At 44.4% G+C, this 25138-nt stretch carries 22 protein-coding genes; 17 read left to right on the top strand and 5 right to left on the bottom strand.

The features are described 5' to 3' along the window. Window positions 1-1497 (bottom strand): glucose-6-phosphate dehydrogenase, encoded by a 1497-nt coding sequence (gene zwf / locus KJ365_RS00680; RefSeq protein WP_214449697.1) that lies wholly within the window; start codon window positions 1495-1497, stop codon window positions 1-3. Between the two features lie 351 nt (window positions 1498-1848). Here zwf and KJ365_RS00675 point away from each other — a divergent pair, with 351 nt between their 5' ends. From KJ365_RS00675 to KJ365_RS00665, 3 genes are all read left to right on the top strand, one after another. Next, window positions 1849-2703: a MurR/RpiR family transcriptional regulator gene (locus KJ365_RS00675; protein WP_214449696.1), complete on the top strand. Its 855-nt coding sequence runs from the start codon at window positions 1849-1851 to the stop codon at window positions 2701-2703. A gap of 12 nt (window positions 2704-2715) precedes the next feature. Continuing rightward, window positions 2716-4152 (top strand): pyruvate kinase, encoded by a 1437-nt coding sequence (pyk, locus tag KJ365_RS00670; protein ID WP_214449695.1) that lies wholly within the window; start codon window positions 2716-2718, stop codon window positions 4150-4152. 184 nt (window positions 4153-4336) lie between these two features. After that, window positions 4337-5518 carry a saccharopine dehydrogenase family protein gene (locus KJ365_RS00665; RefSeq protein ID WP_214449694.1) on the top strand — a complete coding sequence of 394 codons (1182 nt, stop codon included), beginning with the start codon at window positions 4337-4339 and terminating at the stop codon, window positions 5516-5518. A gap of 78 nt (window positions 5519-5596) precedes the next feature. On the opposite strand, the gene KJ365_RS00660 is transcribed toward KJ365_RS00665, so the two are convergent. After that, complete coding sequence (locus KJ365_RS00660) at window positions 5597-6148, bottom strand: NAD(P)H nitroreductase (RefSeq protein WP_214449693.1); 552 nt, start codon at window positions 6146-6148, stop codon at window positions 5597-5599. A 366-nt stretch (window positions 6149-6514) separates the two neighbouring features. Between KJ365_RS00660 and sppA the strand changes: the two genes are divergently transcribed. Further along, window positions 6515-8380, top strand: a complete 1866-nt coding sequence (gene sppA, locus KJ365_RS00655) for a signal peptide peptidase SppA (protein WP_214449692.1) — start codon at window positions 6515-6517, stop codon at window positions 8378-8380. A gap of 84 nt (window positions 8381-8464) precedes the next feature. Further along, complete coding sequence (locus KJ365_RS00650; protein WP_214449691.1) at window positions 8465-8959, top strand: SprT family zinc-dependent metalloprotease; 495 nt, start codon at window positions 8465-8467, stop codon at window positions 8957-8959. 16 nt (window positions 8960-8975) lie between these two features. Here the strand turns inward: KJ365_RS00650 and yfbV are convergent, their stop codons facing one another. Continuing rightward, window positions 8976-9422 (bottom strand): terminus macrodomain insulation protein YfbV, encoded by a 447-nt coding sequence (gene yfbV, locus KJ365_RS00645; protein ID WP_214450079.1) that lies wholly within the window; start codon window positions 9420-9422, stop codon window positions 8976-8978. Between the two features lie 231 nt (window positions 9423-9653). Between yfbV and trxB the strand changes: the two genes are divergently transcribed. The 4 genes from trxB (at window position 9654) to infA (ending at window position 12403) form a co-directional block, all read left to right on the top strand. Next, a complete protein-coding gene (trxB, locus tag KJ365_RS00640) occupies window positions 9654-10604 on the top strand; it encodes a thioredoxin-disulfide reductase (protein WP_214449690.1) in 951 nt (316 codons plus the stop codon). 43 nt (window positions 10605-10647) lie between these two features. Continuing rightward, entirely contained in the window at window positions 10648-11382 is a 735-nt protein-coding gene (aat, locus tag KJ365_RS00635) for a leucyl/phenylalanyl-tRNA--protein transferase (RefSeq protein WP_214449689.1), read from the top strand. Between the two features lies 1 nt (window position 11383). Next, window positions 11384-12073, top strand: a complete 690-nt coding sequence (locus KJ365_RS00630; RefSeq protein WP_214450078.1) for an arginyltransferase — start codon at window positions 11384-11386, stop codon at window positions 12071-12073. Between the two features lie 111 nt (window positions 12074-12184). Further along, window positions 12185-12403 carry a translation initiation factor IF-1 gene (infA, locus tag KJ365_RS00625; RefSeq protein WP_006010397.1) on the top strand — a complete coding sequence of 73 codons (219 nt, stop codon included), beginning with the start codon at window positions 12185-12187 and terminating at the stop codon, window positions 12401-12403. Between the two features lie 83 nt (window positions 12404-12486). Here the strand turns inward: infA and clpA are convergent, their stop codons facing one another. Both clpA and clpS read right to left on the bottom strand, forming a co-directional pair. Further along, complete coding sequence (gene clpA / locus KJ365_RS00620; RefSeq protein WP_214449688.1) at window positions 12487-14757, bottom strand: ATP-dependent Clp protease ATP-binding subunit ClpA; 2271 nt, start codon at window positions 14755-14757, stop codon at window positions 12487-12489. A 10-nt stretch (window positions 14758-14767) separates the two neighbouring features. Continuing rightward, window positions 14768-15091 carry an ATP-dependent Clp protease adapter ClpS gene (gene clpS / locus KJ365_RS00615; RefSeq protein ID WP_214449687.1) on the bottom strand — a complete coding sequence of 108 codons (324 nt, stop codon included), beginning with the start codon at window positions 15089-15091 and terminating at the stop codon, window positions 14768-14770. Window positions 15092-15333: 242 nt separating this feature from the next. Here clpS and cspD point away from each other — a divergent pair, with 242 nt between their 5' ends. The 8 genes from cspD (at window position 15334) to KJ365_RS00575 (ending at window position 24959) form a co-directional block, all read left to right on the top strand. After that, the gene (cspD, locus tag KJ365_RS00610; protein WP_214449686.1) at window positions 15334-15555 is read left to right on the top strand and encodes a cold shock domain-containing protein CspD; all 222 of its coding nucleotides are present in this window, start codon (window positions 15334-15336) and stop codon (window positions 15553-15555) included. Window positions 15556-15654: 99 nt separating this feature from the next. Next, window positions 15655-16203 (top strand): pseudouridine synthase, encoded by a 549-nt coding sequence (locus KJ365_RS00605; protein WP_284731240.1) that lies wholly within the window; start codon window positions 15655-15657, stop codon window positions 16201-16203. 287 nt (window positions 16204-16490) lie between these two features. Further along, complete coding sequence (gene mnmA / locus KJ365_RS00600) at window positions 16491-17636, top strand: tRNA 2-thiouridine(34) synthase MnmA (protein WP_250883960.1); 1146 nt, start codon at window positions 16491-16493, stop codon at window positions 17634-17636. Then, a complete protein-coding gene (gene hflD, locus KJ365_RS00595) occupies window positions 17636-18262 on the top strand; it encodes a high frequency lysogenization protein HflD (RefSeq protein ID WP_214449684.1) in 627 nt (208 codons plus the stop codon). The genes mnmA and hflD overlap by 1 nt, the downstream gene beginning before the upstream one ends. A 27-nt stretch (window positions 18263-18289) precedes the next feature. Continuing rightward, window positions 18290-19669: an adenylosuccinate lyase gene (purB, locus tag KJ365_RS00590; protein ID WP_214449683.1), complete on the top strand. Its 1380-nt coding sequence runs from the start codon at window positions 18290-18292 to the stop codon at window positions 19667-19669. A 294-nt stretch (window positions 19670-19963) separates the two neighbouring features. After that, window positions 19964-20845 (top strand): glycoside hydrolase family 17 protein, encoded by an 882-nt coding sequence (locus KJ365_RS00585; protein WP_214449682.1) that lies wholly within the window; start codon window positions 19964-19966, stop codon window positions 20843-20845. Further along, complete coding sequence (locus tag KJ365_RS00580; RefSeq protein WP_214449681.1) at window positions 20835-21788, top strand: glycosyl hydrolase family 17 protein; 954 nt, start codon at window positions 20835-20837, stop codon at window positions 21786-21788. The genes KJ365_RS00585 and KJ365_RS00580 overlap by 11 nt, the downstream gene beginning before the upstream one ends. Window positions 21789-22343: 555 nt before the next feature. Next, window positions 22344-24959 (top strand): putative Ig domain-containing protein, encoded by a 2616-nt coding sequence (locus KJ365_RS00575; RefSeq protein WP_214449680.1) that lies wholly within the window; start codon window positions 22344-22346, stop codon window positions 24957-24959. Window positions 24960-25138 lie beyond the last annotated feature (179 nt).

The following is a 25138-nucleotide window of genomic DNA, read 5'->3' as shown; positions in this document are numbered from 1 at the left end:
CTATTTCTTCTTTTTGACAATTTTACTTTCATACCAAGCGCGGCTCTCTTTCGCTAAAAGGCCAATAGAGGAGACAGGCCCCCATGTACCCGCTTGATATTGCTCAGGTCCTTCACTGCATTTGCCCCAAGCCTCAATAATTGAGTCTACCCATGTCCATGCCTGCTCTACTTCATCTCGTCTGACAAAAAGCGCTTGGTTGCCTACCATGACCTCTAGCAATAGCTTTTCATACGCGTCAGCAATGCGTTGGTCGGCAAATTCTTCTGAAAAGCTCAAATCGAGCTTTGATTTTTGCAAATCCATCGCGCCAGTGCTGGTTAACCCCGGTACTTTATTCATCACCGTTACTTCAACACCTTCTTCAGGCTGCAATCTAATTACTAGCTTATTTGGCGGCAGTTGAATAAAGCTATCTTGAAATAGATTATGTGGTTGGCGTTTAAAATATATAACGATTTCACTGACTTTAGCGGGTAAGCGTTTCCCCGTTCTTAGGTAAAAAGGAACACCCGCCCATCGCCAGTTGTCAATTTCAACTTTTAATGCAACAAAGGTTTCGGTGCGGCTTTTCTGGTTCGCGTCTTCTTCTTCAAGATACCCAGGGACCTCTTTACCAGATACAAACCCGGCTCCATATTGACCGCGTACCGTTTTTTCGTTGATATTTGAGACATTAATAGGTCGAAGCGCTTTGAGGACTTTGAGCTTTTCATCTCGAATGCTATCGGCGTCTAAGGTTGTAGGTGGTTCCATGGCAACCAACGATAAAATTTGCAGAAGATGGTTTTGCACCATGTCACGCATTTGACCTGCGGTATCAAAATATCCCCAACGCCCTTCTATTCCCACCGACTCAGCGACACTGATTTGCACATGATCAATGCAGTTGTGGTCCCAATTGGTGGCAAATATACTGTTGGCAAAGCGCAGCGCGATCAGGTTCAACACGGTTTCTTTGCCCAGGTAATGGTCAATGCGATAAATTTGGCGCTCTTTGAAGTATTGCGCAACTTGGTCGTTGATAACTTTAGAGGTCGCTAAATCATGTCCAATAGGCTTCTCAAGCACCACGCGCACGCTTTCGTCAATCATCTTCGCGTTGGCCATGCCCTTACAAATATCACCAAACAACGAAGGAGCCGTCGCGAAGTAACAGACCATTGTGCGCGAGGAATCAGTGTGTTCGCTTAACTCTGAATATGATTGCGTATCGGTGATATCAATTTGCACATAATCTAAACGCTCAACAAACTTACCCCATGTTTGCTCGCAGACTTCTTCGCCAGAAAAGGCAATGATATTTTCTTTGACTACCTCGATGTATTCTTGTTGCGTATGCGCTTGACGAGCGACACCGACAATCGTCGTGCCTTCATGAAGTAACTGCGCCTTTTCGAGTTGATATAGCGAGGGTAGCAATTTGCGTCGTGCCAAATCGCCTTTCGTGCCAAACAAAACGAAGTCAATCGGTTCGTTTTTTAACTCAGATACCATAGTGTGCCTCAGAATGCGCTTAAAATTACATGGATAGAATGTGCATAGTAAACAATAAATGTAATAAAATTACAAACGAAATAGCAAATTTTAGGCAAACAAAACTGAGCACTCTTTTATCCACTACAAACCACAATGATATAAAACGCTTCAAAATTGATAAAAATGCATATAATTCAGTCGCTCTTGGCATAATTATGAATAACGAAAGTAGCAAATAGACGGTCTGCTTAGATTTATCTATCGCATTAGTTTTGTCAAAAAGTTACAACAAATATGACATTTTAAAGTTTTAGTAGTAATATTGTTACAAGTTGCCAAGCGTTCTACATAATAAAGTGGCCTATACCTATGAATATTCTCGAAAAAATATCACAGGACATGCTTGAGTTTAGCAAGTCAGAAAAAAAAGTCGCTGAGGTTATCCTCGCGAATCCTCAAGTTGCAATACATTCAAGCATAGCCTCTTTGGCCAAGATGTCTAATGTCAGCGAACCCACGGTCAATCGGTTTTGTCGGCGCTTAGATACAAAAGGCTACCCCGATTTCAAATTGCATTTAGCGCAAAGTTTAGCCAACGGCACTCCCTACGTGAATCGTCATGTGGATGAGTTTGATAGCCCGGCTGAATACACCAACAAAATCTTCGAATCGACGATGGCATCGCTTGAGGTTGCCAGACAGTCAGTAGATGTCGCCATGGTCAATCGTGTAGTGGATTTATTAACTCAAGCACGCAAAATATCGTTTTTCGGCTTAGGCGCCTCTGCTTCGGTAGCTCACGATGCAGTGAATAAATTCTTTCGATTCAATGTACCAGTAGTACATTTTGAAGACATTCTGATGCAAAGAATGAGCTGTATGAATAGCACAGAAGGAGATGTCGTTATTTGCATATCTCACACAGGCCGCACGAAAAGCTTAGTGGAGGTTGCAAATATTGCTCGCGAAAATGACGCAACAGTAGTAGGCATTACTAGCCCAGATAGCCCATTATCCAAAGCATGTAACTACGTCTTGACGCTATCGGTACCAGAAGATACTGATTTATATATGCCGATGGCATCACGAATCGCACAGCTCACGTTAATTGATGTACTTGCGACCGGTTTTACGCTGCGCCGCGGCAACAAGTTTCGTGAAAATCTAAAACGGGTCAAAGACACGCTTCGCGGCTCTCGTTTTAATCGTCCAGAAAACTCTTAAGGTACATTTTATATGTCACGCAGAACAAAAATACTCGCAACGCTTGGTCCAGCTACTGATACTAGCGAAATGATTGAAGCCATTATCAAGGCGGGCGCAAACGTTGTACGCATGAATTTTTCCCATGGGCAGGCTCAAGATCATATTGACAGAGCACAGCGAGTGCGTGCTGCAGCCAAAAAGCTGAATAAGTACGTTGCCATTTTAGGCGATCTGCAGGGTCCTAAGATACGTGTTTCACGATTTAAAAACGACAGTGTAATACTCAAACATGATCAAGATTTTGTGCTCGACGCTGAGTTAGGAAAATTCGACGGTGATGAGACTCAGGTGGGCATCGACTACAAAGCACTACCTGATGATGTTAGACCCGATGATATTTTGTTACTCGATGACGGCAGAATTCAACTTAAGGTCGTTTCTGTATCTGGACGTAAAGTACATACGAAGGTTACCGTAGCAGGTAAGCTTTCCAATAATAAAGGCATTAATCGCTTGGGCGGCGGTCTCTCTGCAGAAGCTCTTACTGCAAAAGATAAAGAGGATATTGTCACTGCCGCGGCTATGGAAGTCGATTACCTGGCCGTAAGCTTCCCAAGATCAGGAGAAGACCTCCATTACGCAAGAAAACTTGCTGTAGAGGCAGGTTGTTATGCCAAAATATGTGCAAAAGTCGAACGTGCCGAGACCGTCGCATCAGACGAGGCTATTGACGATATTATTCTTGCCTCAGACGCGGTTATGGTCGCCCGTGGTGACCTCGGTGTTGAGATTGGTGACGCGGAACTTGTGGGTGTACAAAAGCAGTTGATTGCGCGCTCCCGTCAACTAAACAGAGTGGTCATTACCGCAACCCAAATGATGGAGTCGATGATTGAAAGTCCCATGCCCACTCGCGCAGAGGTTATGGACGTTGCAAATGCGGTGTTAGACGGCACGGACGCGGTGATGCTATCGGCAGAGACAGCCGCCGGGGAATATCCCGTTGAAACGGTCATGGCAATGGCCAGAGTGTGCGAAGGCGCAGAAACGCACCCAAGTGTCAAAATATCCAAACATCGCGTTGATGAAGACTTTGGCGATATAGGCGAAACAATAGCTATGGCCGCCGTTTATGCAGCAAACCACCTATCGAGTATTAAAGCAATTGTTGGCTTAACCGAAAGTGGCACTAATCCTAAACTGATGTCGCGTATTACATCATCTCTTCCTATTTATGGATTATCGCGCCATGTTAAAACGCTCAACACAATGGCTTTATATAGAGGTGTAACGCCAATATTTTTTGATTCAACAAAAAGTGCCCCCGGTGAAATGACCAAAGATGTGATGAATGCGCTTAAAGACAATGGCGTATTAGAAATTGGCGATCAGTTTATCTTAACCTATGGGGACCAAATGGAAACCATTGGTGCAACCAATGCATGCAAGGTGGTAACCGTATTTTAATACCCTCCCGTGTTGCTCGTTTTAAGGCTCACCCACTGTGAGCCTTTTTTATGCGCGTCTATTTAGTAAATAAATGATACTGCAACGCTAATTTTCGTATATTTAATACACTTCATACCAAAATCTAATACATCCCTTAGTACGAGAGGGACATTACAACCTTAACTGATATCAGGATGGGCACATGCAACAATCTAATAAAAAATATGACGTAGTCGTGTATGGCGCTAGCGGCTTTACCGGGCAATTGGTCGCAGAATATATGGCGCAGCAATACCCAGCAGGCAGCAATGTAAAGTGGGCAATCGCCGGACGTAACGCTAAGAAACTTGAAGATATAAAACAGCAGCTCAATATTAGTAGTGAAATCGACGTATTGAGCGCAGATGCCGACGATACAGCAGCGCTTAATGATTTGTGCCAGTCTTGTAAAGTGGTATTAACTACCGTTGGGCCATATCAGCTCTATGGCGAAACCTTGCTAAAAGCCTGTGTCGAAAATGGTACCGGTTATGTCGACTTATGCGGCGAACCGGCTTGGATGCACGCGATGATCAACAAGTACCAAAGCGAGGCAGAAAAAACGGGGGCTAAAATCGTATTCTCATGCGGATTTGACTCGGTACCGTTCGACTTAGGCGTTTTATTCTTGCAACAACATGTAATAAAGGAAACGGGCTCTGCGCTTACCTATGTTAAAGGAAGAGTTAGAAAAATGCAGGGGACCTTTTCAGGTGGCACGGCAGCGAGTTTAAAAGCAACCCTCAAAGCAGCGTTTGCAGATCCTGAGGTAATGAACGTGCTAAGAAACCCGCTTTCACTTGCTGATACTAATGTAGGGGTCGAGCAACCCAATGGAGACAAGGTGTATTATGACGAAGCACTAAAGTCTTGGGCAGCGCCTTTTATCATGGCCGCTATCAATACAAAAAATATTCACCGCTCCAACATGCTCAGCGGATATGCCTATTCAGAAGCGTTTCAATACGATGAAATGCTCTTGACCGGCGGCGGTGAAAAGGGTGAAGCGATGGCCAATCATGTCGCTAATGACAAATCATTAGGCTCGGATAAAGGCCCAAAACCGGGTGAAGGCCCAAGCAAAGAAGAGCGTGAAAACGGTTTTTATGATGTGCTCTTTATTGGTGAGCATGCCAATGGCAATATTTACGCGGCAAGTGTCAGTGGTGATAAAGACCCCGGATATGGGTCTACTTCTAAAATGATTGCCCAGAGCGCGGTATGCTTGGCAAATGAAACAAACGAGTTAAGCGGCGGGTTTTATACCCCAGCACCTGCATTTGGTGAACGCTTAATCGCTCGTTTGCAAGAACATGCTGGCTTGACGTTTAAGCTAGAATCTTAAGCCAATAGATAGGCAGGCCCCCACAACACCTGCCCTATTTTATCTGCTCGGTGGGGTTGAAATGATTTTCAGCCCCTGTTACTGCCAATGTTCAAAATAATCGTCTAGCGATTTTGCGGGTTTTGCCATCGCCTTTAACGGGCTCGTTCCTAGATACAAGAAACCCAAAATTTCGTCCTCTGATTTACAATTAAACGCCTTTTTTACGCTCTCATCTCGGGCATAGGTGCCCGTGCGCCAAATACCTTGAAAGCCCTGTGCCACAGCTGCCATTTGCATTGCCTGAACCGCGCATGCAGAAGAGGCCACTTGCTCTACCCAAGGCACCCCATCATGTTCAATATGATTGCAAATCGCCACTATTACCATTGGAGCGCGCAAAGGAAGCTGGCTGGCGCGATCGACAACAGACGCATCAGCGCCATTACAAATTGCCGCCTCTTCAAAAATAGCGCCCAACTTTTGTAGCCCATCCCCGGTGCACACAATGAATCGCCACGGCGATAGCGAGCGGTGGTCTGGTGCACGCATTGCACTTTTCAAAATGTTTTGTAGGGCCTCACCCTCTGGGGCAGGAGCTTGAAGACGTGGTTGTGAACTTCTAGTGAGCAATAAATCCAATGCTTGCATGTTGTTTCCTATTAAAAAAATGAACGCGTATCGACTAGCATTGCGTGTGATCAAAGCGTAATTTGCATCTTGGAATAAGGCAAGTAAAAACACGCATCGTGTCGCATATCATTGGTTGCACTTGTAAACCTCAAATGGAAACATATTGAAAGATGCCATTTAACATTACGCACAATATTATTGAAAAACGACACGACGCTGATCCTTACGTGTAAATACAACCTAAAAACATTAAGTTACAAACTATTACAATTTGGACTTAGAGTACGTTGCAAATTATCGTACTATAGTAGCAGAAGCCGTCTGTGAGCGAGAAGCAGATATATTGCAGTACGTGCAAGAGCACATTAAGGAAAGGCACTAAGAATGACTGAAAAGAGAAGTTGGACAAAAGCGATTTTTGTCGGGTTGTGGAGCGCACTGAATTTCAGTCGCAGGCTGGTATTTAACATTATATTTATCGCCATTATTGTAGGCATATTAGTCGCTGCAATGAGTGGTGACTCAGACAAAATGACCGTATCTGAAAGCAGCGCACTCGTGCTGAATTTAAAAGGTAATTTGGTTATTGAGAAACAATTTGTAGACCCTGCTGAAGAGTTTTTCCAAGAAGCATTGGGCGGACAACAAGAAAATCCTGAAATTTTAGTCCGTGATTTGGTCAAAGTGATAGAGAATGCAGCACAAGACAAACGCATTGAAGCTTTAGTCCTATCTCTAGATGGCTTTGGCGGCGGTGGCTTAGATAAACTAGCCGAAGTCAGTGCGGCCATGCAGGTATTTAAAGAAAGTGGTAAACCGATTTACGCAATGGGGAATGGATACTCTCGCAATCAGTACTATTTGGCAGCTAACGCAGATGCGATTTACTTGCATCCAATGGGTAGTGTGATTTTAGAAGGGTATGCCTCATACGGTAATTACTTCAAAGACGGCTTAGAAAACATCAAGGCCAGCACGCACGTATTCAAAGTGGGTAAGTTTAAATCTGCGGTAGAACCTTTCACCCGCAATGACATGTCGGATGAAGCAAAAGAAGCGAACGTCGCTTGGCTTAACGAACTTTGGGCACAGTATAAAGAGGATATTGCAACGGCACGTCCGTTTGATGAGGCCAACTTTGATGAAACCTTCGACTCCTTGCTAACGAAATTTGAAGCCGTAAATGGCGATACCGCACAATATGCCTTGGACAATGGCTGGGTAGATGGACTAAGAACTAAGCATGATTTTCGCAGTGAAATGACCGAGCTTCTTGGTCCTGGCGAAGGCGATAAGCCTTACAACTACATTACATTTAATAACTACCTTGATATTGTCAACCCTCCACTGCCAAAAGTACCGTCTCAAAAAGACCAGGTAGCGATTGTTGTGGCGAAAGGAACTATAACGGATGGCGTACAAAAACCTGGAAGCATTGGCGGCGATAGCACTGCAGCACTTCTTAGACAGGCTCGTGAAGACGACAAGGTTAAAGCGGTTGTATTGCAGGTTGATTCAGGTGGTGGTAGCGCCTTTGCGTCTGAAGTTATCCGTAACGAAGTGGTACTACTAAAACAAGCTGGTAAGCCAGTAGTGGCAACAATGAGTAGTGTTGCAGCCTCTGGTGGATATTGGATTTCAGCGAGCGCTGACCATATTATCGCTGAGCCGAGCACCATTACCGGTTCGATTGGTATTTTTGGTATGTTTACTACCTTCGAAAACTCATTGGCATACCTTGGTGTGTATTCCGACGGTGTGTCTACTACCGAACTCAATGGTATTGGTATTGACCGTGAATTAGCCGACGGTTACAAAAAGCTTATTCAAATGAACATAGAGCGTGGATACGAGCGCTTCATTTCGTTAGTAGCTAGTGAGCGAGGCATGACCGCAGAAGCCGTTGACGAAATTGCTCAAGGCCGCGTTTGGGTTGGCACGCAAGCCTTAGAACTTGGTTTAGTTGATGAGCTAGGCGGGTTAGATTTAGCGATTGAGAAAGCCGCTGAGTTGGCCTCTTTAGAAGATTACGTTACCAACTACGTCACTCGCAAATTATCACCAAAAGAGCTGTTCTGGCAGAACTTCTTCCAAAATGCTCAAGCGGTATTCTCAGGTGCTAACATCAGCATTCCTACCCACCCTTTGATGCTAATGGCTCAGGATGTGGAAAAGGAACTGCAAGTGCTAACCGAAATGAATGACCCTATGTCGAGTTATGTATTGTGCCTAGAATGTAAGGTTCATTAATACACGTTTAGATGTATTTAAAATGAAAAAGAGAGCGTTATCGCTCTCTTTTTTTGTTTGAATTTTCGTGACACAATATGCCTTATGAATACTGACCTACTCAACTTAGCAAACGATACCTTAGCCTCAAAAATGCGCTTACTCGCGGGCACACAATATCATTCACAACCGACACCTGAGATACATCTTAATCAACGCGGCCGAATTGCAGGCGCAGCGGTTTTACAAAACAATATTATCAGACTGCAGCCTAAACTCTTTGCACAAAACGTCGACTACTTCCTTTCGGACGTTATCCCTCATGAATTGGCACATTTAGTGGTGTTTCATCATTTTGGTAAAGTCAGGCCACATGGACGGGAATGGCAACACGTGATGCAAGATGTGTTTGCGGTGCCGGCCCAAGTCAAACACCAACTCGACGTCACGACAATTGGCATCAAAAGCTATGAATATTACTGTGCATGCGGTTCAATGTTGCTAAGCGCAACTCGACACAATCGAATCATCGCCAAAAAACAGGTATATCATTGCCGAAGATGTAGGCAGGCATTAGTCGCGAGTGCGGATGTCACGTAAAATGACTCCGCTGTCGTTAAAATAAGTTTTTGGTAAATGCTCTATCTAGCTCTTTAAAAGCCGTACGCAATAGCTTACCTAGCTCTTTAAAGCGCGGTTTGGGGCTAATACTTTCCAATGCACACCCTTGTTGCTGCATCTTTAAGTAAATATCTTTGTACCAATTTAACATCGCTGGTGGCAAAGGCTGGTTTGAACGATTACCCAGCCAATACAAGCCCTGTAAAGGCAGTGAGAAAAAGAAAACGCCAATGGTGAGTGCTTGAGGCAAATGCTCAATACCTAAATAGTGCAGCTGAAGTGCAACCATAAGCACAGCAATAGGTGGCATGACTTGCATACCAAACTTTGTCGCAGTAATAATGCGGCACTCTGGAAACAACGAGTAAAGCTGCTTTTCCATTGGCCAAATACGCATGTACTCACGGCCATCTTTAATGTATTTAGGTATAAGATGTAACATATTGCTCACGCAAATTTTTCATCGAAACTACTCAAAGCATAGCATAGATGCTACTCTTACTAACAAATTTAATTAGGCACATTTGGTAACTTTTCATTACATGATATACGCATTGGCTTTAAGATGTACTTATTAGCAAACGCATATTTCAAACTCTTTTATAAACACAATTGAAAACCATCAACTTGCCCGTATATAGCAAACACACAGTAATTTTAGTTGGAGAAGTAAATGGCAACAAGCAGACACGTGCCACTGTTAATTTTAGGCTCAGGTCCAGCAGGATATAGTGCAGCAGTATACGCCGCTCGCGCTAACCTTACCCCCGTATTATTGACCGGAATTCAGCAAGGTGGCCAGTTAACCACCACCACAGAAGTTGAGAACTGGCCAGGTGATCCAGATGATTTAACCGGCCCAGACTTAATGGTAAGAATGCAGAAACATGCTGAAAAGTTTGATACAGAGATCATCTTTGACCACATTAATGAAACGAATCTGCGAGAGCGTCCGTTTACACTTAAAGGTGATCAAGGCACTTACACCTGCGATGCTTTGATTATTGCCACTGGTGCGTCTGCTAAATACTTAGGCCTTGAAAGTGAAACTGCGTTTATGGGCAAGGGCGTAAGTGCGTGCGCAACATGCGACGGGTTTTTCTATCGTAACCAAAAGGTCGCGGTTGTGGGTGGCGGTAATACTGCGGTTGAAGAAGCCTTGTATCTATCCAACATTGCCTCCGAAGTGCACGTCATTCATAGAAGAGACAGCTTTAGAAGTGAGAAAATTCTTGCGGATCGTCTAATGGATAAAGCCAAAAACGGAAATGTTGTATTGCATCTCAACAAAACCTTAGAAGAAGTGTTAGGTGATGATATGGGCGTGACTGGCATTCGCATTAAAGACACCCAGTCGGGCGAGTTAAGCGATGTTAATGCAATGGGCGTATTTATTGCGATTGGCCATAGTCCTAACACCAGCATTTTTGAAGGCGAGCTGGAAATGAAAGACGGTTACATCGTCGTTAACAGTGGCCTTCATGGCAATGCAACGCAAACAAGCGTGCCCGGCGTATTTGCTGCTGGTGACGTCAGCGACCATGTATACAGACAAGCTATCACCTCAGCAGGCACGGGTTGTATGGCTGCATTGGACGCTGAGAAGTATTTAGACGCGCTTTAAGTTAGCACGTTTATCAATACCTCCACAAGCGCGAGAACTAAGCATGATAGAACTGTTCAAACTCGATCAAGAACTTAGTTTCCCTAGCGTTTCACTTGCACTAAAAGAGCCCAATGGCCTACTCGCTTTTGGCGGTGATTTGTCGCCAGAGCGCCTTATGAAAGGCTATAGAGAGGGCATTTTCCCATGGTTCAGCGAGGGTGAGCCCCTCTTATGGTGGTCACCTGACCCTCGTGGTGTGATATTTTTAGACGACTTTGAACCAAGCAAAAGCCTTCGCAAAAGCCTTCGCAAACAGGGCTTCACCGTTACCATGAATATGGCGTTTAACGCGGTAATAGAGCACTGTTCGAAGGTCCCCCGCCACCCCATCAATGTTGATAATGTCCAGCACGCGAATACTACTTGGATAACCAACTCTATGGTGTTGTCCTACCAGACGCTTCATGAGCAAGGGTTTGCGCACTCAGTAGAAGTCTGGGGCGAAGACAATACGCTTGTTGGTGGATTGTATGGCATTGGCATAAACGGTGCGTTTTGCGGGGAGTCGATGTTCCATTTACAAACCGATGCGAGTAAAGCAGCCCTTTGGGCGTTAGTCACGCAAATGCGCCAATTTGGACTGCAATTCATTGATTGTCAGATGGTTAACCCTCACTTAGAAACGCTTGGATGTATCGACATACCTCGCGAAAAGTTTTTGACACTCTGGCATGATGCATGCGCTCGTAAAGATGCAGATGGATGCTGGGCAGCACAGGCGCTTAGTTTTGAGTAACATGAAGTTTGGGATCACGCAGCGCTTCACATGCAACTATTTGCCAGAATATGAAGAGCAGCTGCTGGTGAGTATGGCACCCGCAAACGAGCTGAATGAATTATATTCACAGCTCATGCACTCTGGCTTTAGACGCAGCGGTGAACAATTATATCGCCCCCATTGCCCTGATTGCAGGCGCTGTAACTCTGTGCGCGTATTAACCGGAGAGTTCAGTCCGAGCAAAAGTCAAAAGCGCATCCTAGCGAAAAATAAACATATAAAAGTAAAAATGACAAGCGATCAGAGGGATGACCACTACCCCCTTTATGAAAGATACATTAGCGCTTTTCATGCCGATGGCACTATGTATCCGCCAAGTTACACTCAATACCGCAATTTTATTGCTTGTCAGTGGCAACAACCCGTCTTTCTTGAAGCGCGACAAGATGATGGCAGCTTGCTTGCGGTTGCAGTAACCGATAGAGTGAAGGATGGATTGTCCGCGCTTTATACCTACTATTCGCCTGATTTTGAAAAGCATTCGTTGGGTAAATTCATGATCATGCAACAAATTTATCAAGCTGACGCAATGGGATTACCGTTTTTGTATCTTGGCTACCAAATTGATGAGTGCCGTAAGATGAATTACAAAACTGCTTTTGAACCTTATCAACGATTAATTGACAATCGTTGGGTACAATACCCTTAAACCCTATAAAACTTGAGCCAATTGTCAGGAAAACCTTTACTATCATGATGATTTTAGTTAAGGTTCGCGCGGCAAAAATTTATCAACCCTATTTGAGGTAGCTTCTGCAAAATGGCAAAAGAAGATTGTATTGAAATGGAAGGTACGGTGTTAGACACACTTCCAAACACCATGTTTCGAGTTGAGTTAGAAAACGGCCACGTTGTAACGGCTCATATCTCTGGCAAGATGCGCAAAAACTATATTCGTATTTTAACGGGTGACAAAGTCACTGTTGAAATGACTCCATACGACCTGAGTAAAGGCCGTATTATCTATAGAGCCCGTTAATCCTTCATTAAAATGGAAAACGAAGGCACTAGATAACAAAAACCCGCTGTTAAGCGGGTTTTTTGATACTTCAGCTAATACTTCTACGCTTCGCTTTTTTGTGCCTCAATACTGCTGTACTTGAACGTTAGCTTGTCGTTTCGAAGCCCAACGCGCACTTCTCCACCTTTACTTAACTGTCCAAATAGCAGTTCTGATGCAAGTTCACGTTTTAACTGGTCTTGAATCAAGCGAGACATTGGGCGTGCGCCCATGCTCTTATCATATCCTTGAGTAGCCAACCATTCACGCGCTTTGTCGCTAACTTCTAATGACACACCCTTCACATCAAGCTGTGCTTGAAGTTCAATGATGAACTTATCAACCACTTGTAGAATAACTTCTTGGCTAAGATGGTTAAACCATACAATGCTATCAAGGCGGTTTCTAAACTCTGGCGTAAACGTACGATTGATTTCTCCCATCGCATCGTGGCTGTGATCCTGTTGCTTAAAGCCAATAGACTTCTTAACAGTATCGCGAACTCCGGCGTTTGTGGTCATCACCAGCACGACGTTTCTAAAGTCTACTTTGCGACCGTTATTGTCGGTCAACGTACCGTGATCCATTACTTGCAACAAGATATTGTAGATATCGCTATGCGCTTTTTCTATTTCATCAAGCAAGACGACTGAATACGGGTGTTTAATGACCGCATCGGTCAACAATCCACCTTGGTCAAAACCGACATAGCCAGGAGGTGCGCCTATCAATCGACTGACCGCGTGACGCTCCATATATTCAGACATATCAAAGCGCACTAGCTCAACGCCCATGATTTTAGCCAGTTGTTGCGTCACCTCAGTTTTACCCACACCCGTTGGGCCAGCAAACAAGAAGTTACCAATTGGTTTAGTTTCATTGCCTAAGCCCGAGCGAGATAGTTGAATTGCATCAGACAGCTTTTCAATCGCCTCATCTTGTCCAAACACCACCATTTTAAGGTTGCGGCCAAGGTTTTTGAGCACGTCTTTATCCGACGCAGAAACCGACTTCTCTGGGATACGAGCAATCTTTGAAATGATTTGCTCAATATCAGCCACATTAATCGTTTTCTTACGTTTAGATGCTGGCAATAAACGCTGGCTTGCCCCTGCTTCATCGATTACGTCAATGGCTTTATCGGGCAAATGACGCTCGTTGATATACTTCGCTGAAAGCTCTGCAGCCGCTTGTAGTGCTTTGTTTGTAAAGCGCACACTGTGATGTTCTTCATAACGTGACTTCAAGCCCATCAAAATTTTAGTAGTATCGCTTACACTGGGCTCCAACACGTCAATCTTTTGGAAACGGCGAGCGAGTGCACGGTCCTTCTCAAAAATACCTTGGTACTCTTGATAAGTGGTTGAGCCAACGCAGCGCAACTCACCACTGCTTAATTTAGGCTTGAGCAAATTAGATGCGTCCATCACGCCGCCCGAAGCAGCACCGGCGCCGATAATAGTGTGGATTTCATCAATAAATAGAATGGCTTTGGTGTCTTTCGTTAGCTCTTTTAAGATACCTTTTAGACGTTTCTCAAAGTCACCACGGTATTTGGTGCCGGCTAATAAGCCCCCCAAATCCAAAGAGTATATAGTGCTATCGGCAATCACGTCTGGCACATCTTCATTCACAATGCGATATGCTAAGCCTTCAGCGATAGCGGTTTTACCTACACCGGCTTCACCTACTAATAATGGGTTGTTTTTACGACGGCGACATAAAATTTGTATCGAACGCTCAACTTCGCTATCACGGCCAATAAGCGGATCGATTTTGCCCTCTTTTGCGGCAACATTTAGGTTGCTTGCGTACTTAGAGAGCATTGATTGGTTTTCTTCACCCTCAGCGCCTTCTTCGTTCACTTCTTCTGCGCTACTGCTTTCATCATCGTCTGCTTTACTGACACCATGGGAGATGAAATTCACTACGTCTAGGCGAGTAACATCTGACTTCTTCAGAATATAAACCGCTTGCGACTCTTGCTCGCTAAAGATAGCAACGAGTACGTTTGCACCGGTTACCTCTCCTTTACCAGAAGACTGGACATGGAAAACCGCTCGCTGCAAAACGCGCTGAAAGCCCAGCGTTGGTTGGGTTTCACGCTCGGTGCTATCTTCTTCAGATATCAGCGGCGTTGTTTCATTGACAAATTCGGTGAGTTCGCTTCGCAACGTCTCTACTTTCGCGCCACAAGCCTTTAGCGCTTCTTGTGCGGCGGGATTATCGAGCAACATCAACAACAGATGTTCGACCGTCATAAACTCGTGACGGTTTTGACGCGCATACACAAAGGCCTCATTCAAGGTCTGTTCTAAATCTTTATTTAGCATAATTGCCCCTTTATTGCGCTGGTTCCATGGTACACATCAACGGGTGCTGATGTTTACGAGAATACTGGTTAACCTGCATGACTTTAGTTTCTGCTATCTCTGCAGTATATATGCCACAAACTGCTTTTCCGCGATAATGCACGGTCAGCATTAGTTGGTTTGCTTTTTCTGAGTCCATCCCAAAGAATTTCGTCAATACTTCGATGACAAAATCCATGGGCGTGTAATCGTCGTTGTTTAGCATCACTTTATACATCGGCGGTGGCTCTGTTTTCTGCTTTTGCAGCTCAATGAGCTTTTCACCATCGACGTTCATAATATTTTCTCTACTCATATTTACTATAATAGGGCCTTGTTAAAGCGCAAGTGAGATTTCTACACTATAAGTCTAAAAGATGGGTTAAAAACTTGACAAAATCAACGCAAAAAACCTAATCTAATAAATATGAGGTGATTATTTACGTAAACACTTCATAACGATCGCCACTGGTAGGATTGGTTTATGCATTACTTCGTAGTATACATAGTGGAGATGGTAGTAAAAGTTTTCAAGCACTATGGATAGGAAGTTTTGCAATGGCAGTCGGTAAAGTGAAGTGGTTTAATAATGCGAAAGGCTTTGGTTTTATTGTTCCTGAAGACGGCGGTGAGGATATATTCGCTCATTATTCAACAATTCAAATGGATGGATATCGCTCTTTGAAAGCTGGTCAAAGTGTCAAGTTTGACATTGAACAAGGTCCCAAAGGTCTACACGCAGAAAACATCGATTTAGCGGATGAAGAGCCGAATCGATAGTTTGTACGATAAGTAAAGTATCAAAAAAAGCAGGTTTAACGCCTGCTTTTTTATGTGTAGCGTCATCTAACTCGACGCTTTTTTTATATCGAGCGTCATTTGCACAAATCCAAACGAAAAATACTCCTGTTCAATAAGCCTCATATGGTGCTGTCACAGTTTACTGATGCACAAGGCCGGCGAACTTTAAAAGACTTTATTGATATTCCAGATGTCTATGCTGCGGGTCGTCTCGATCAAGACAGTGAAGGCTTATTGGTATTAACCAACGATGGCAAACTCGCCCACGAATTGGCCAATCCAATTCATAAGGTCAGCAAAACCTATTGGGTACAAGTAGAAGGCGAAGCGCATCCTAAAGCGATCGAAGCACTGACCAATGGGGTAGAGCTAAAAGATGGCATGACACAACCGGCGCAAGTCAAGATCATTGACGCGCCACAGCTGTGGGAAAGAAATCCCCCCATTCGCCAGCGCAAGCATATTCCAACGCAATGGCTAAGCATTACCATAAGTGAAGGAAGAAACCGACAAGTACGCAGGATGACAGCGCATGTTGGCCTACCGACACTTCGTTTAGTGCGTTATAGGGTGGGCAGTTGGACCATCGACGGCATTGAAAACGGAACATGGTTGATGCTTGATTAAGCCATTTATTATCCCCCCTACTGCTCCATATTCATTCATCGAGCAGACAAATGTGATTTGAGCCTAAGATATAGATAAATACTTTACCCTCTTGCTTTGATGTAGGTGCACCACAAACTAAATTTTTGCTATACTTTGCGCTTATTTAGAAAGTAGTCGTGTTCGTCAAATCCATTTTGCACTTATGCAATGCTGAAATTTTTAGCATGGCCTGTCACTCAGGCACAACCGTTACGAGCAAATTTAATCATTAAGCGTAATCTTTTTTATATATGACAGAAAATTCAATGGATACACCACATAACAACGCCAACATCAAAGTGATTGTAGGTATGTCGGGCGGAGTTGATTCCTCAGTCTCAGCTTTATTGCTGCAGCAGCAAGGGTATCAGGTAGAAGGCCTGTTCATGAAAAACTGGGAAGAAGATGACGACGATGAATACTGCGCGGCGGCAGAAGACCTAGCCGACGCACAAGCCGTAGCCGATAAATTGGGTATCAAACTTCACAAAATTAATTTTGCATCAGAATACTGGGACAATGTATTTGAATATTTCCTTGAGGAATATAAAGCGGGTCGCACGCCTAACCCCGACATCATGTGCAACAAAGAAATCAAATTTAAAGCGTTTTTGGAGTTTGCCGCAGAGGACCTAGGCGCCGACTACATCGCGACAGGCCATTACTGCCAAAGAAGAGAAGTTGACGGCAAGTGGCAGTTATTACGCGGCATCGACAACAATAAAGACCAAAGTTACTTTTTATATACCTTGAGCCATGAGCATGTAGCGAAAACGCTTTTTCCCATCGGCCATATTGAAAAACCTGAAGTTCGTAAAATAGCAGAGCATCATGGTCTTTTAACGCACAACAAAAAAGATAGCACTGGTATATGTTTTATCGGCGAGCGAAAGTTTAAAGACTTCCTTGGCCAATACTTACCTGCCAAGCCCGGTATCATTGAGACCGTAGACGGTGAGCAAATAGGTCAGCATGAAGGGCTGATGTACCATACCCTGGGCCAGCGTAAGGGCCTGTATATCGGCGGCACCAAAAATCATGGCGAAGAGCCATGGTATGTTGTTGACAAAGACGTTGCCCGAAACGTGTTAATTGTTGCGCAGGGTGCAGACCATCCTAGACTTTACTCCGATGGCTTGATCGCAAAACAACTGCACTGGGTCAATAGAGATACCCCCATCAATTTGACTCGTGTTACCGCAAAAACGCGTTATCGCCAGGCAGATATTCCTTGTACGCTTCACACATTCGACAACGGCGATGTGAAGGTCATGTTCGATTCGCCGCAAAAAGCGGTGACGCCTGGTCAATCGGTCGTATTTTATCTAGACGAAGTGTGCCTAGGTGGCGGCATCATCGATGCTTACTTTGTTTCACATTCACAACATTCTCTTATGACAGAAGCTTCCTAATGCAAAATCCATTATACGAACAACAACTGGCTTTAGCGGGCGTGTGTCAAGCCGCCAAACTCGTGCAAAGCATCGCAAGAACAGGAGAAGCAGACGAAAACGCCGTGGAAGCGAGTATCTCTAGCATACTGGTCACCGATCCCGACAGTACTCAACAAGTGTATGGCTCGTCTAACAATTTAAAAATCGGGTTTACTACACTGATTGAACAAATAGACAATAGCAGCAAAATGAAAGATGCGGAATTAACCCGTTATATTGCTTCGATTCTAAGCCTTGAACGCAAACTTAACAGCAATCGACAAGCATTAAATGAGCTTGCCAATAGAGTGTCACATGTGCAGCGACAAAGTGCTCATGTGGGCTTTGAAAACAGCCAAATCCTTACCTCATTGGCGAGCATCTACTCTGACGTTGTTAGCCCTCTTGCGCCTAAAATTCAGATCGCAGGTAATCCTGAACATTTGAGTATCGAGAGCAATCAGCGAAAGGTCAGAACCTTGTTGCTTGCGGGCATACGCTCTGCTGTACTCTGGCGACAGTTAGGCGGCAAACGACGCCATATTCTGCTCTCGCGCAATAAAATTCTTGATAGTGCCAAACAGGCTCTTCGATCACTTAACTAACTTAGCTCTACCTTTATGGGAAACAACATGGAATTATCAGCGCTTACTGCACTATCGCCCGTCGACGGACGTTACGGCGACAAAACGAAAGCCTTACGTCAAAGCTTTTCCGAATTTGGCCTTATTAAAAATCGTGTACTAGTAGAAGTAAGATGGCTTCAAGCGCTAAGCCAACATCCAGAGATTGTTGAGGTGGCCCCTTTTAGTGATAGTGCTAATGCCCTGCTAAATAGCATTATTGATGAGTTTGGTGTTGAAGATGCGCAGCGAATTAAAGATATAGAGCGCGTCACCAACCATGATGTAAAGGCCGTAGAATATTTCTTAAAAGAAAAAACAAAGCCTGTGCCAGAGCTCAACGCAGTAACAGAGTTCATTCACTTCGCCTGCACCTCTGAAGATATTAATAACTTATCTCACGGATTAATGCTCAAGCAAGGTCTTGATGATGTTGTATTGTCGTACGCTCAACAAATTATAGATGCATTAGCGGTGTTGGCTAAAGACAATAAACACTTACCGATGATGGCAAGAACCCATGGTCAACCGGCCTCCCCTACAACGTTAGGTAAAGAAATGGCCAACGTGGCGGCGCGGCTAGCTCGTCAGCTTAAGCAAATAAAAGCAGTGCCTATTTTAGGTAAACTAAACGGCGCAGTAGGCAACTATAACGCGCATTTAAGCGCATACCCGTTGCTTGATTGGCAGGAGTTTTCAAAGCAATTTGTAGAAAGCCTAGGACTAGAGCACAACGCCTATACCACACAGATTGAACCCCATGATTATATAGCCGAGCTCTACGATGCCATAACACGCTTCAATACAATATTAATCGACTTTGACCGCGATATTTGGGGCTATATTGCACTAGGCCACTTTAAACAAAAAACCATTGCTGGCGAAATTGGCTCATCGACCATGCCACATAAAGTTAACCCCATTGATTTTGAAAACTCTGAAGGTAACTTGGGTATTGCAAATGCGATTTTACAGCATTTGAGCGCCAAACTTCCTGTAAGCCGCTGGCAACGAGATCTCACTGACTCAACCGTCCTAAGAAACCTAGGCGTGGGTATTGGTTATGCTGTCATCGCTTATCAATCTACCTTAAAGGGAATAAGCAAACTGGAAGTAAATGAAACCAGTTTAGCTAAGGAACTAGATGCCAATTGGGAGCTAATGGCAGAGCCAATTCAAACAGTTATGCGCCGCTATGGCATAGAGAAACCTTACGAAAAACTCAAAGAGTTAACGCGCGGTAAAAAGGTTGATAGTGAAGGCATTGCCGTGTTTATCGATGCGCTCGACATGCCAGATAGTGCAAAGCAATCCCTCAAAGATATGACCCCTGCGTCATACATTGGTGATGCGATAAAACTCACCGACCAACTGCTAGCAGAGTTGTAAAAACCAAGTCGTACTCACTGAACGTTGAGGCGACTGTGGTATGATAAATATCTCTTTTATTGTAAAAATGCGCGATGGCTAGACTAACAGCTAGCCTTGCGTATGTTTTTTTTGAGGGGTAATATGCTAGCCAATCAGTCAATGCACTCGCATAAATGAAATCCTTTTTTTAAGTACCACCCGAACGGAGCCTTTATTTATTGCAGTTAAAATGTATGCGCTTACATTTGAGTGTTATTAATCGTCAAAGTTAACACACAGTCCGCATGCGCGGCGTCATGAGATGAGAAAACTATGTCTGGAAAACACTATTACCATCGTCTAGAAAATCAAGAAAGCTTGTCTATTGATGCGCTGCAACGTGAGGCAAAGAGGCTCTTAGATAACAAAATTCATGGTTTATCGTTTAGCCCGTATGTTGCCGGACAAGGGCCTGGTACCGAAATATCAGCTCAACAAATTCATGAGCGCTTGCAGCTCATTGCTCCCTACATTAAATGGATACGCACATTTTCATGCACCCAAGGAAATGAACGAATCCCGCAAATAGCTCGACAATATGGACTTAAAACCATGGTAGGCGTTTGGCTAGACGACGACTTAGACAACAATGAGGAAGAGCTACAAAATGCCATTACCCTTGCGCAAGCAGGACATGTTGACCTTCTTGCTGTGGGCAATGAAGTCATGCTTCGCGAAGAAATGAGCGAACAACAGCTTGTCGATTATATCAGCCGAGCAAAACAAAGTGCGCCTGGCATACCCGTTGGCTATGTAGATGCCTACTTCTTATTTGAAAACCATCCCAGCGTGGCAGACGCATGCGATGTGATTTTCACAAACTGCTATCCATTCTGGGAAGGTTACCCGGCTGAACACGCCCTCGCATACATGAAAAATATGTATTATCGCGCCGCCAAGGTGGCTAACGGAAAGCCCGTCGTCATTAGTGAGACAGGTTGGCCAGACCAAGGCACCCCAGATAGAGCAGCAATCCCCTCATATGAAAACGCTATCCGATACTTTATAGAGGCGTATCATTGGACGCAGCAAGAGTCTATTCCCCTGTTCTATTTCTCTTCGTTTGATGAAGATTGGAAAGTTGCTGACGAGGGTGATGTAGGAGCCTATTGGGGAATACTCGATAAAGACGGAAAGCATAAATATGCAAAATAATCCTATGCAAGCAGATAGTATCGAAACCCTTCTTGGCCGCCGTTTTGGAAAGGCCATTTGTTATTCTGGCTATCGTGAAGGACAAAATCCTAGACTAGAAATCTATCCTAGTTACGACGAAATCAAAGAAGATTTGTTGTTGTTAAATGACTGGTCGTTTTTGCGTCTTTATGATTGTAGTCAACATGCTCGCACCGTGCTTCGTGTTATTTCCCAAGAAAAATTAGACTTCTCGGTAATGCTTGGTGTAGATATCGCAGCAGAGGTGAGCAATCCAAACTGTCCTTGGGGGGCTCAGTTCAGTGAAGATGAACTAGCACGCAATCGGGAAAGGAATGATCGTGATATTGGGCAGTTAATTGCATTGGTGAAAGAATACCCAGATTTTGTATGCTCGGTCTCAATAGGTAATGAAGCAAGTGTTGAATGGACGGATCACATGGTGCCGGTGGAGCGCTTAATTGAATTTACGCAACGCATCCGCGAGCATGTTAATGTGCCTATTACTTTTTGCGAGAACTATGTTCCGTGGACGAATAAGCTTATCCCACTTGCCGAGAAGCTCGATTTTATTTCAATACATACCTATCCCGTTTGGGAGTATCAAAGCATCGAAACGGCAATCGAATATACCAAGCAGAACTACTATTTAGTAAAGGAGCATCATCCCAACATGCCCATTGTGATCACGGAAGCCGGTTGGACCACGCGAGCAAATGGATGCGGGATTGAACAGTGGAACGCATCCGAGCAACTGCAAGACATTTACTATCAGCAACTGCTCGAATGGACCGAACACGAAAAGATTTTAACCTTTGTATTTGAAGCCTTTGATGAACCATGGAAGGGTTCAGATGATCCCCACGAACCTGAAAAGCACTGGGGATTATTTTTTGAAAACCGCCAGCCTAAGTTAGTCATGCAAAAAGGCATCAAAACCTAACAAGCTGCGCATATGCACTAGCGGCAAAAATAATATCGAAAGTACATGTCAGCCCATATTGTCTCTGAGGTTGGCGTGTCTAAAACCACTTGTTGATAGGGTATTTAAAAACAGTTGTAGCGCAAAAGAGCGGTCACGAATGCCTATCAAACGACATTGAGATTATTTTTTCAGCGCAATTTACACATTTTCCTATCAATGCTTCCTTATTCTCCAACGTGTATTTATTAATTATTTGCCAAATCTGTTGCGGCTCTGCTAGATAAACCGAATAACCACTAAATTGCTACGTTCGTTGCGCTGAAAACCTATTCAACCTTCTTTTAGTTCACTTCAACGCATTTGCCTTGTTGCCATTTGTAAAATCTATATTGTCAGTATGTTAATAAGATATGTATGAGAAGTGAATATTTGCGCTGACCACTACCTATTTTACTTATCACGTTTGCACGACGTCAAAGTGACATGCATCTCAGTCTATATCGATATGACATTTAATCGCGATGGCATCTTCACTTAAAAAGCGTTGTGGACTAAAAATAAAAGGGAAAAAGCATGAACAAACCAAGTACTGTTTATAAATTTACACGGGTGTTGTTGATTTCGAGTCTCGCTCTCAGTCTGAGTGCCTGTGACTTGTTCGACGGCGACGATGATGAACCAGCGCAACCTCCGCCACCGCCACCTGCGCCACCACCGGCCCCGACGAACAATGCGCCAACGGTAGACAGCAATGCAGTCACCACCGCTGAAGAAGGTCAAGAGTATACATATACACTTACTGCAAGTGATGCAGATAACGACACCTTAACACTCGCTTCAACAAGCGCACCAGCCTGGCTAAGTTTTGATGTTGCAACGGGTGTGCTAAGCGGTACACCTGCAAGCACTGATGTCGGCGCCGCAGAAGTAACCTTAACAGTCAGTGACGGCACAGACACTGTGACGCAAACTTTTACAATCACTGTAACTGCTGCACCTGTTGTTAATACTGCACCAAGTATCACATCGACCGCAGTAACAAGCGCTACCGAAAATGAAGCGTACACTTATACGCTTGCAGCTACTGACGCAGAAGGTGATACATTAACATTTACAGCGACGACCGTTCCAAGCTGGTTAACTTTTGAGGCATCATCAGGTGTATTAAGTGGTACGCCAGATAGTGAAGCCGTTGGTGAAAACGCAGTTGTGCTTAACGTTTCAGACGGTACTGAAAGTGTTGACCAAAGTTTTACTATAACGGTAGAAGCCGCGGTTGTGCCTAATTCTGCTCCAGTGGTTACTAGCACGGCCCTAACCATGGGCACCGTTGGAAGTAGTTACAGCTATACGCTCACCGCTACAGACGCAGATGCTGGCGATACACTGAGCTTCTCTTCGGTAACCCTACCTAGCTGGGCAGATTTTGATACCAGCACTGGCATATTATCAGGTACGCCTGATGCCGCTGGAGACTACCCTGTAGAATTGTCTGTTAGCGATGGCACTGACTCAACACCGCAAAGCTTTACTATTGTCGTTGCAGAAGCCTCCGCAGCGGTTGCATTAAGTATCTTCGAAACCATCGAACGTGCCGATTGGGCATCATGGCTTTGCTGCAATGCCACCTCAACAGGTGAAGTGGTTACAGATGATGATGCAACAAAAGATCAAGTCATGGAGTTTACAATTGATACCACTGGCGGCACGGTTGCTGGCTTTACCACACGTGAAGTTGACGGTGCGGTAGGTGGTATGCCATTTGACGCTTCAGCATTTACGTCAACGGGTGTATTACAGTTTGATCTTAAGTTAGTACAAAACGGGCCTGCAGGTGCACAACCCTGGGCACTGAAAATCGAAAGTAATGCGCAAAGCGGTGAATTCATTGAGCTACCTTTGACTGCAGCTAACGAAGGGCACTCAGCACCAGAAGTGGGTGTATGGCAAACCTATACATTTAATCTATCTGATTTATCTGGAAATTTAGACCAATCAGGCATCGATTTAGTCATGGTTTTCCCATTATTTACGGCTGCTGCAGATGGCATCGTGTTTAGACTAGACAATGTAAGAATCTTAGAGGACGGAGCTACTGCGCCACCACCGCCTGAAGAAGTTGCAGCACCTACAGATGTTGCATTGACTGTGTATGAAACAGCTGAACGTGCCGATTGGGCGTCTTGGTTATGTTGCAACGCTACTTCAACCGGTCAGGTAGTTGTAGATGAAGACGTTACCAAAGCGGATGTAATGGAATTTACAATCGATACTGGCGGTGGCACCGTTGCTGGCTTCACGACTCGTGCAGCTGATGGTGCGGTAGACGGCACGCCGTTTGACGCTTCAGGTTTCACCGCTACAGGCGTTTTGCAGTTTGATTTGAAACTGGTACAAAACGGTCCTGAAGGAGCGCAACCCTGGGCACTGAAAATCGAAAGCAATGCTAATGGCGCTCAGTTCATTGAGTTACCGTTGAGCAATGCTAATGAAGCACACTCAGCACCAGAAGTGGGCGTATGGCAGACATACACTTTTGACCTAGACAACCTAACAGGCTTTTTAGACCAATCAGGTATCGACTTGATTATGGTTTTCCCAGCGTTTAGTCCTGCTGCGGATGGCATTGTGTTTAGACTCGATAACGTCAAGATATTTAGAGATGGGAATTCATTTGGCACAAGCAGCGAGCCAGCAGGCCCTACGGCGGGTATTGCTGATGTTGGAGATACAGGTTTAGTGCTTAACGGAGGATTTGAAACAGGCACCTTAGAAAATTGGCTTGCAGAAGGTGCTGACATTGCTGTGGAGGCTGACGATTTGGGGACTAGTTTAGTTAAAATTGTCGCCCCAGAGGCACAGAACCCATTCATTCGACAATCACGCATTGGTGAGGGCGTTATTACACCAGGACAAGCCTTGACCGTTTCTTTTGATATGAGGGGAGCAGCGTCAGATGGTGGTGTGGTAAATGCATTATTGTTTACTGAGGCGCCATCTGGTGTGAGTAAAACCGATAACTTGGTTACTACCGTACCCACCGAAGGTTGGACTAATTACAGCTTTAATGTAACAGCTGGCTCCGATACTGAGTGGGGCGTAGCAATATTGCTTCAACCTGCATGTGGCGCAGTAGCGGGATGTGAAGTTACCGCTTATTTTGACAACGTGGTGATTACCGCTCAATAGCCATGCAGCCGTGTTTATTCACACGGGTTAGTGATTGAAAATTAAAAAAGGGTTCACGTTTAATTGTGAACCCTTTTTTTGCTTATATTGCGAAATAATTACGCTTCAATAATACCAGTAGATAAAAGGCTCTGGTGTTTCGCAGTTTAGGATATGCGAGCACTCAAGTGACCTCATAA

It is taken from the genome of Glaciecola sp. XM2, from assembly GCF_018595715.1.
In the GTDB taxonomy this organism is placed as follows: domain Bacteria; phylum Pseudomonadota; class Gammaproteobacteria; order Enterobacterales; family Alteromonadaceae; genus Glaciecola.
Note: the sequence above shows the minus strand (reverse complement) of the source record. Positions and strands in the feature narration are given on the sequence as shown.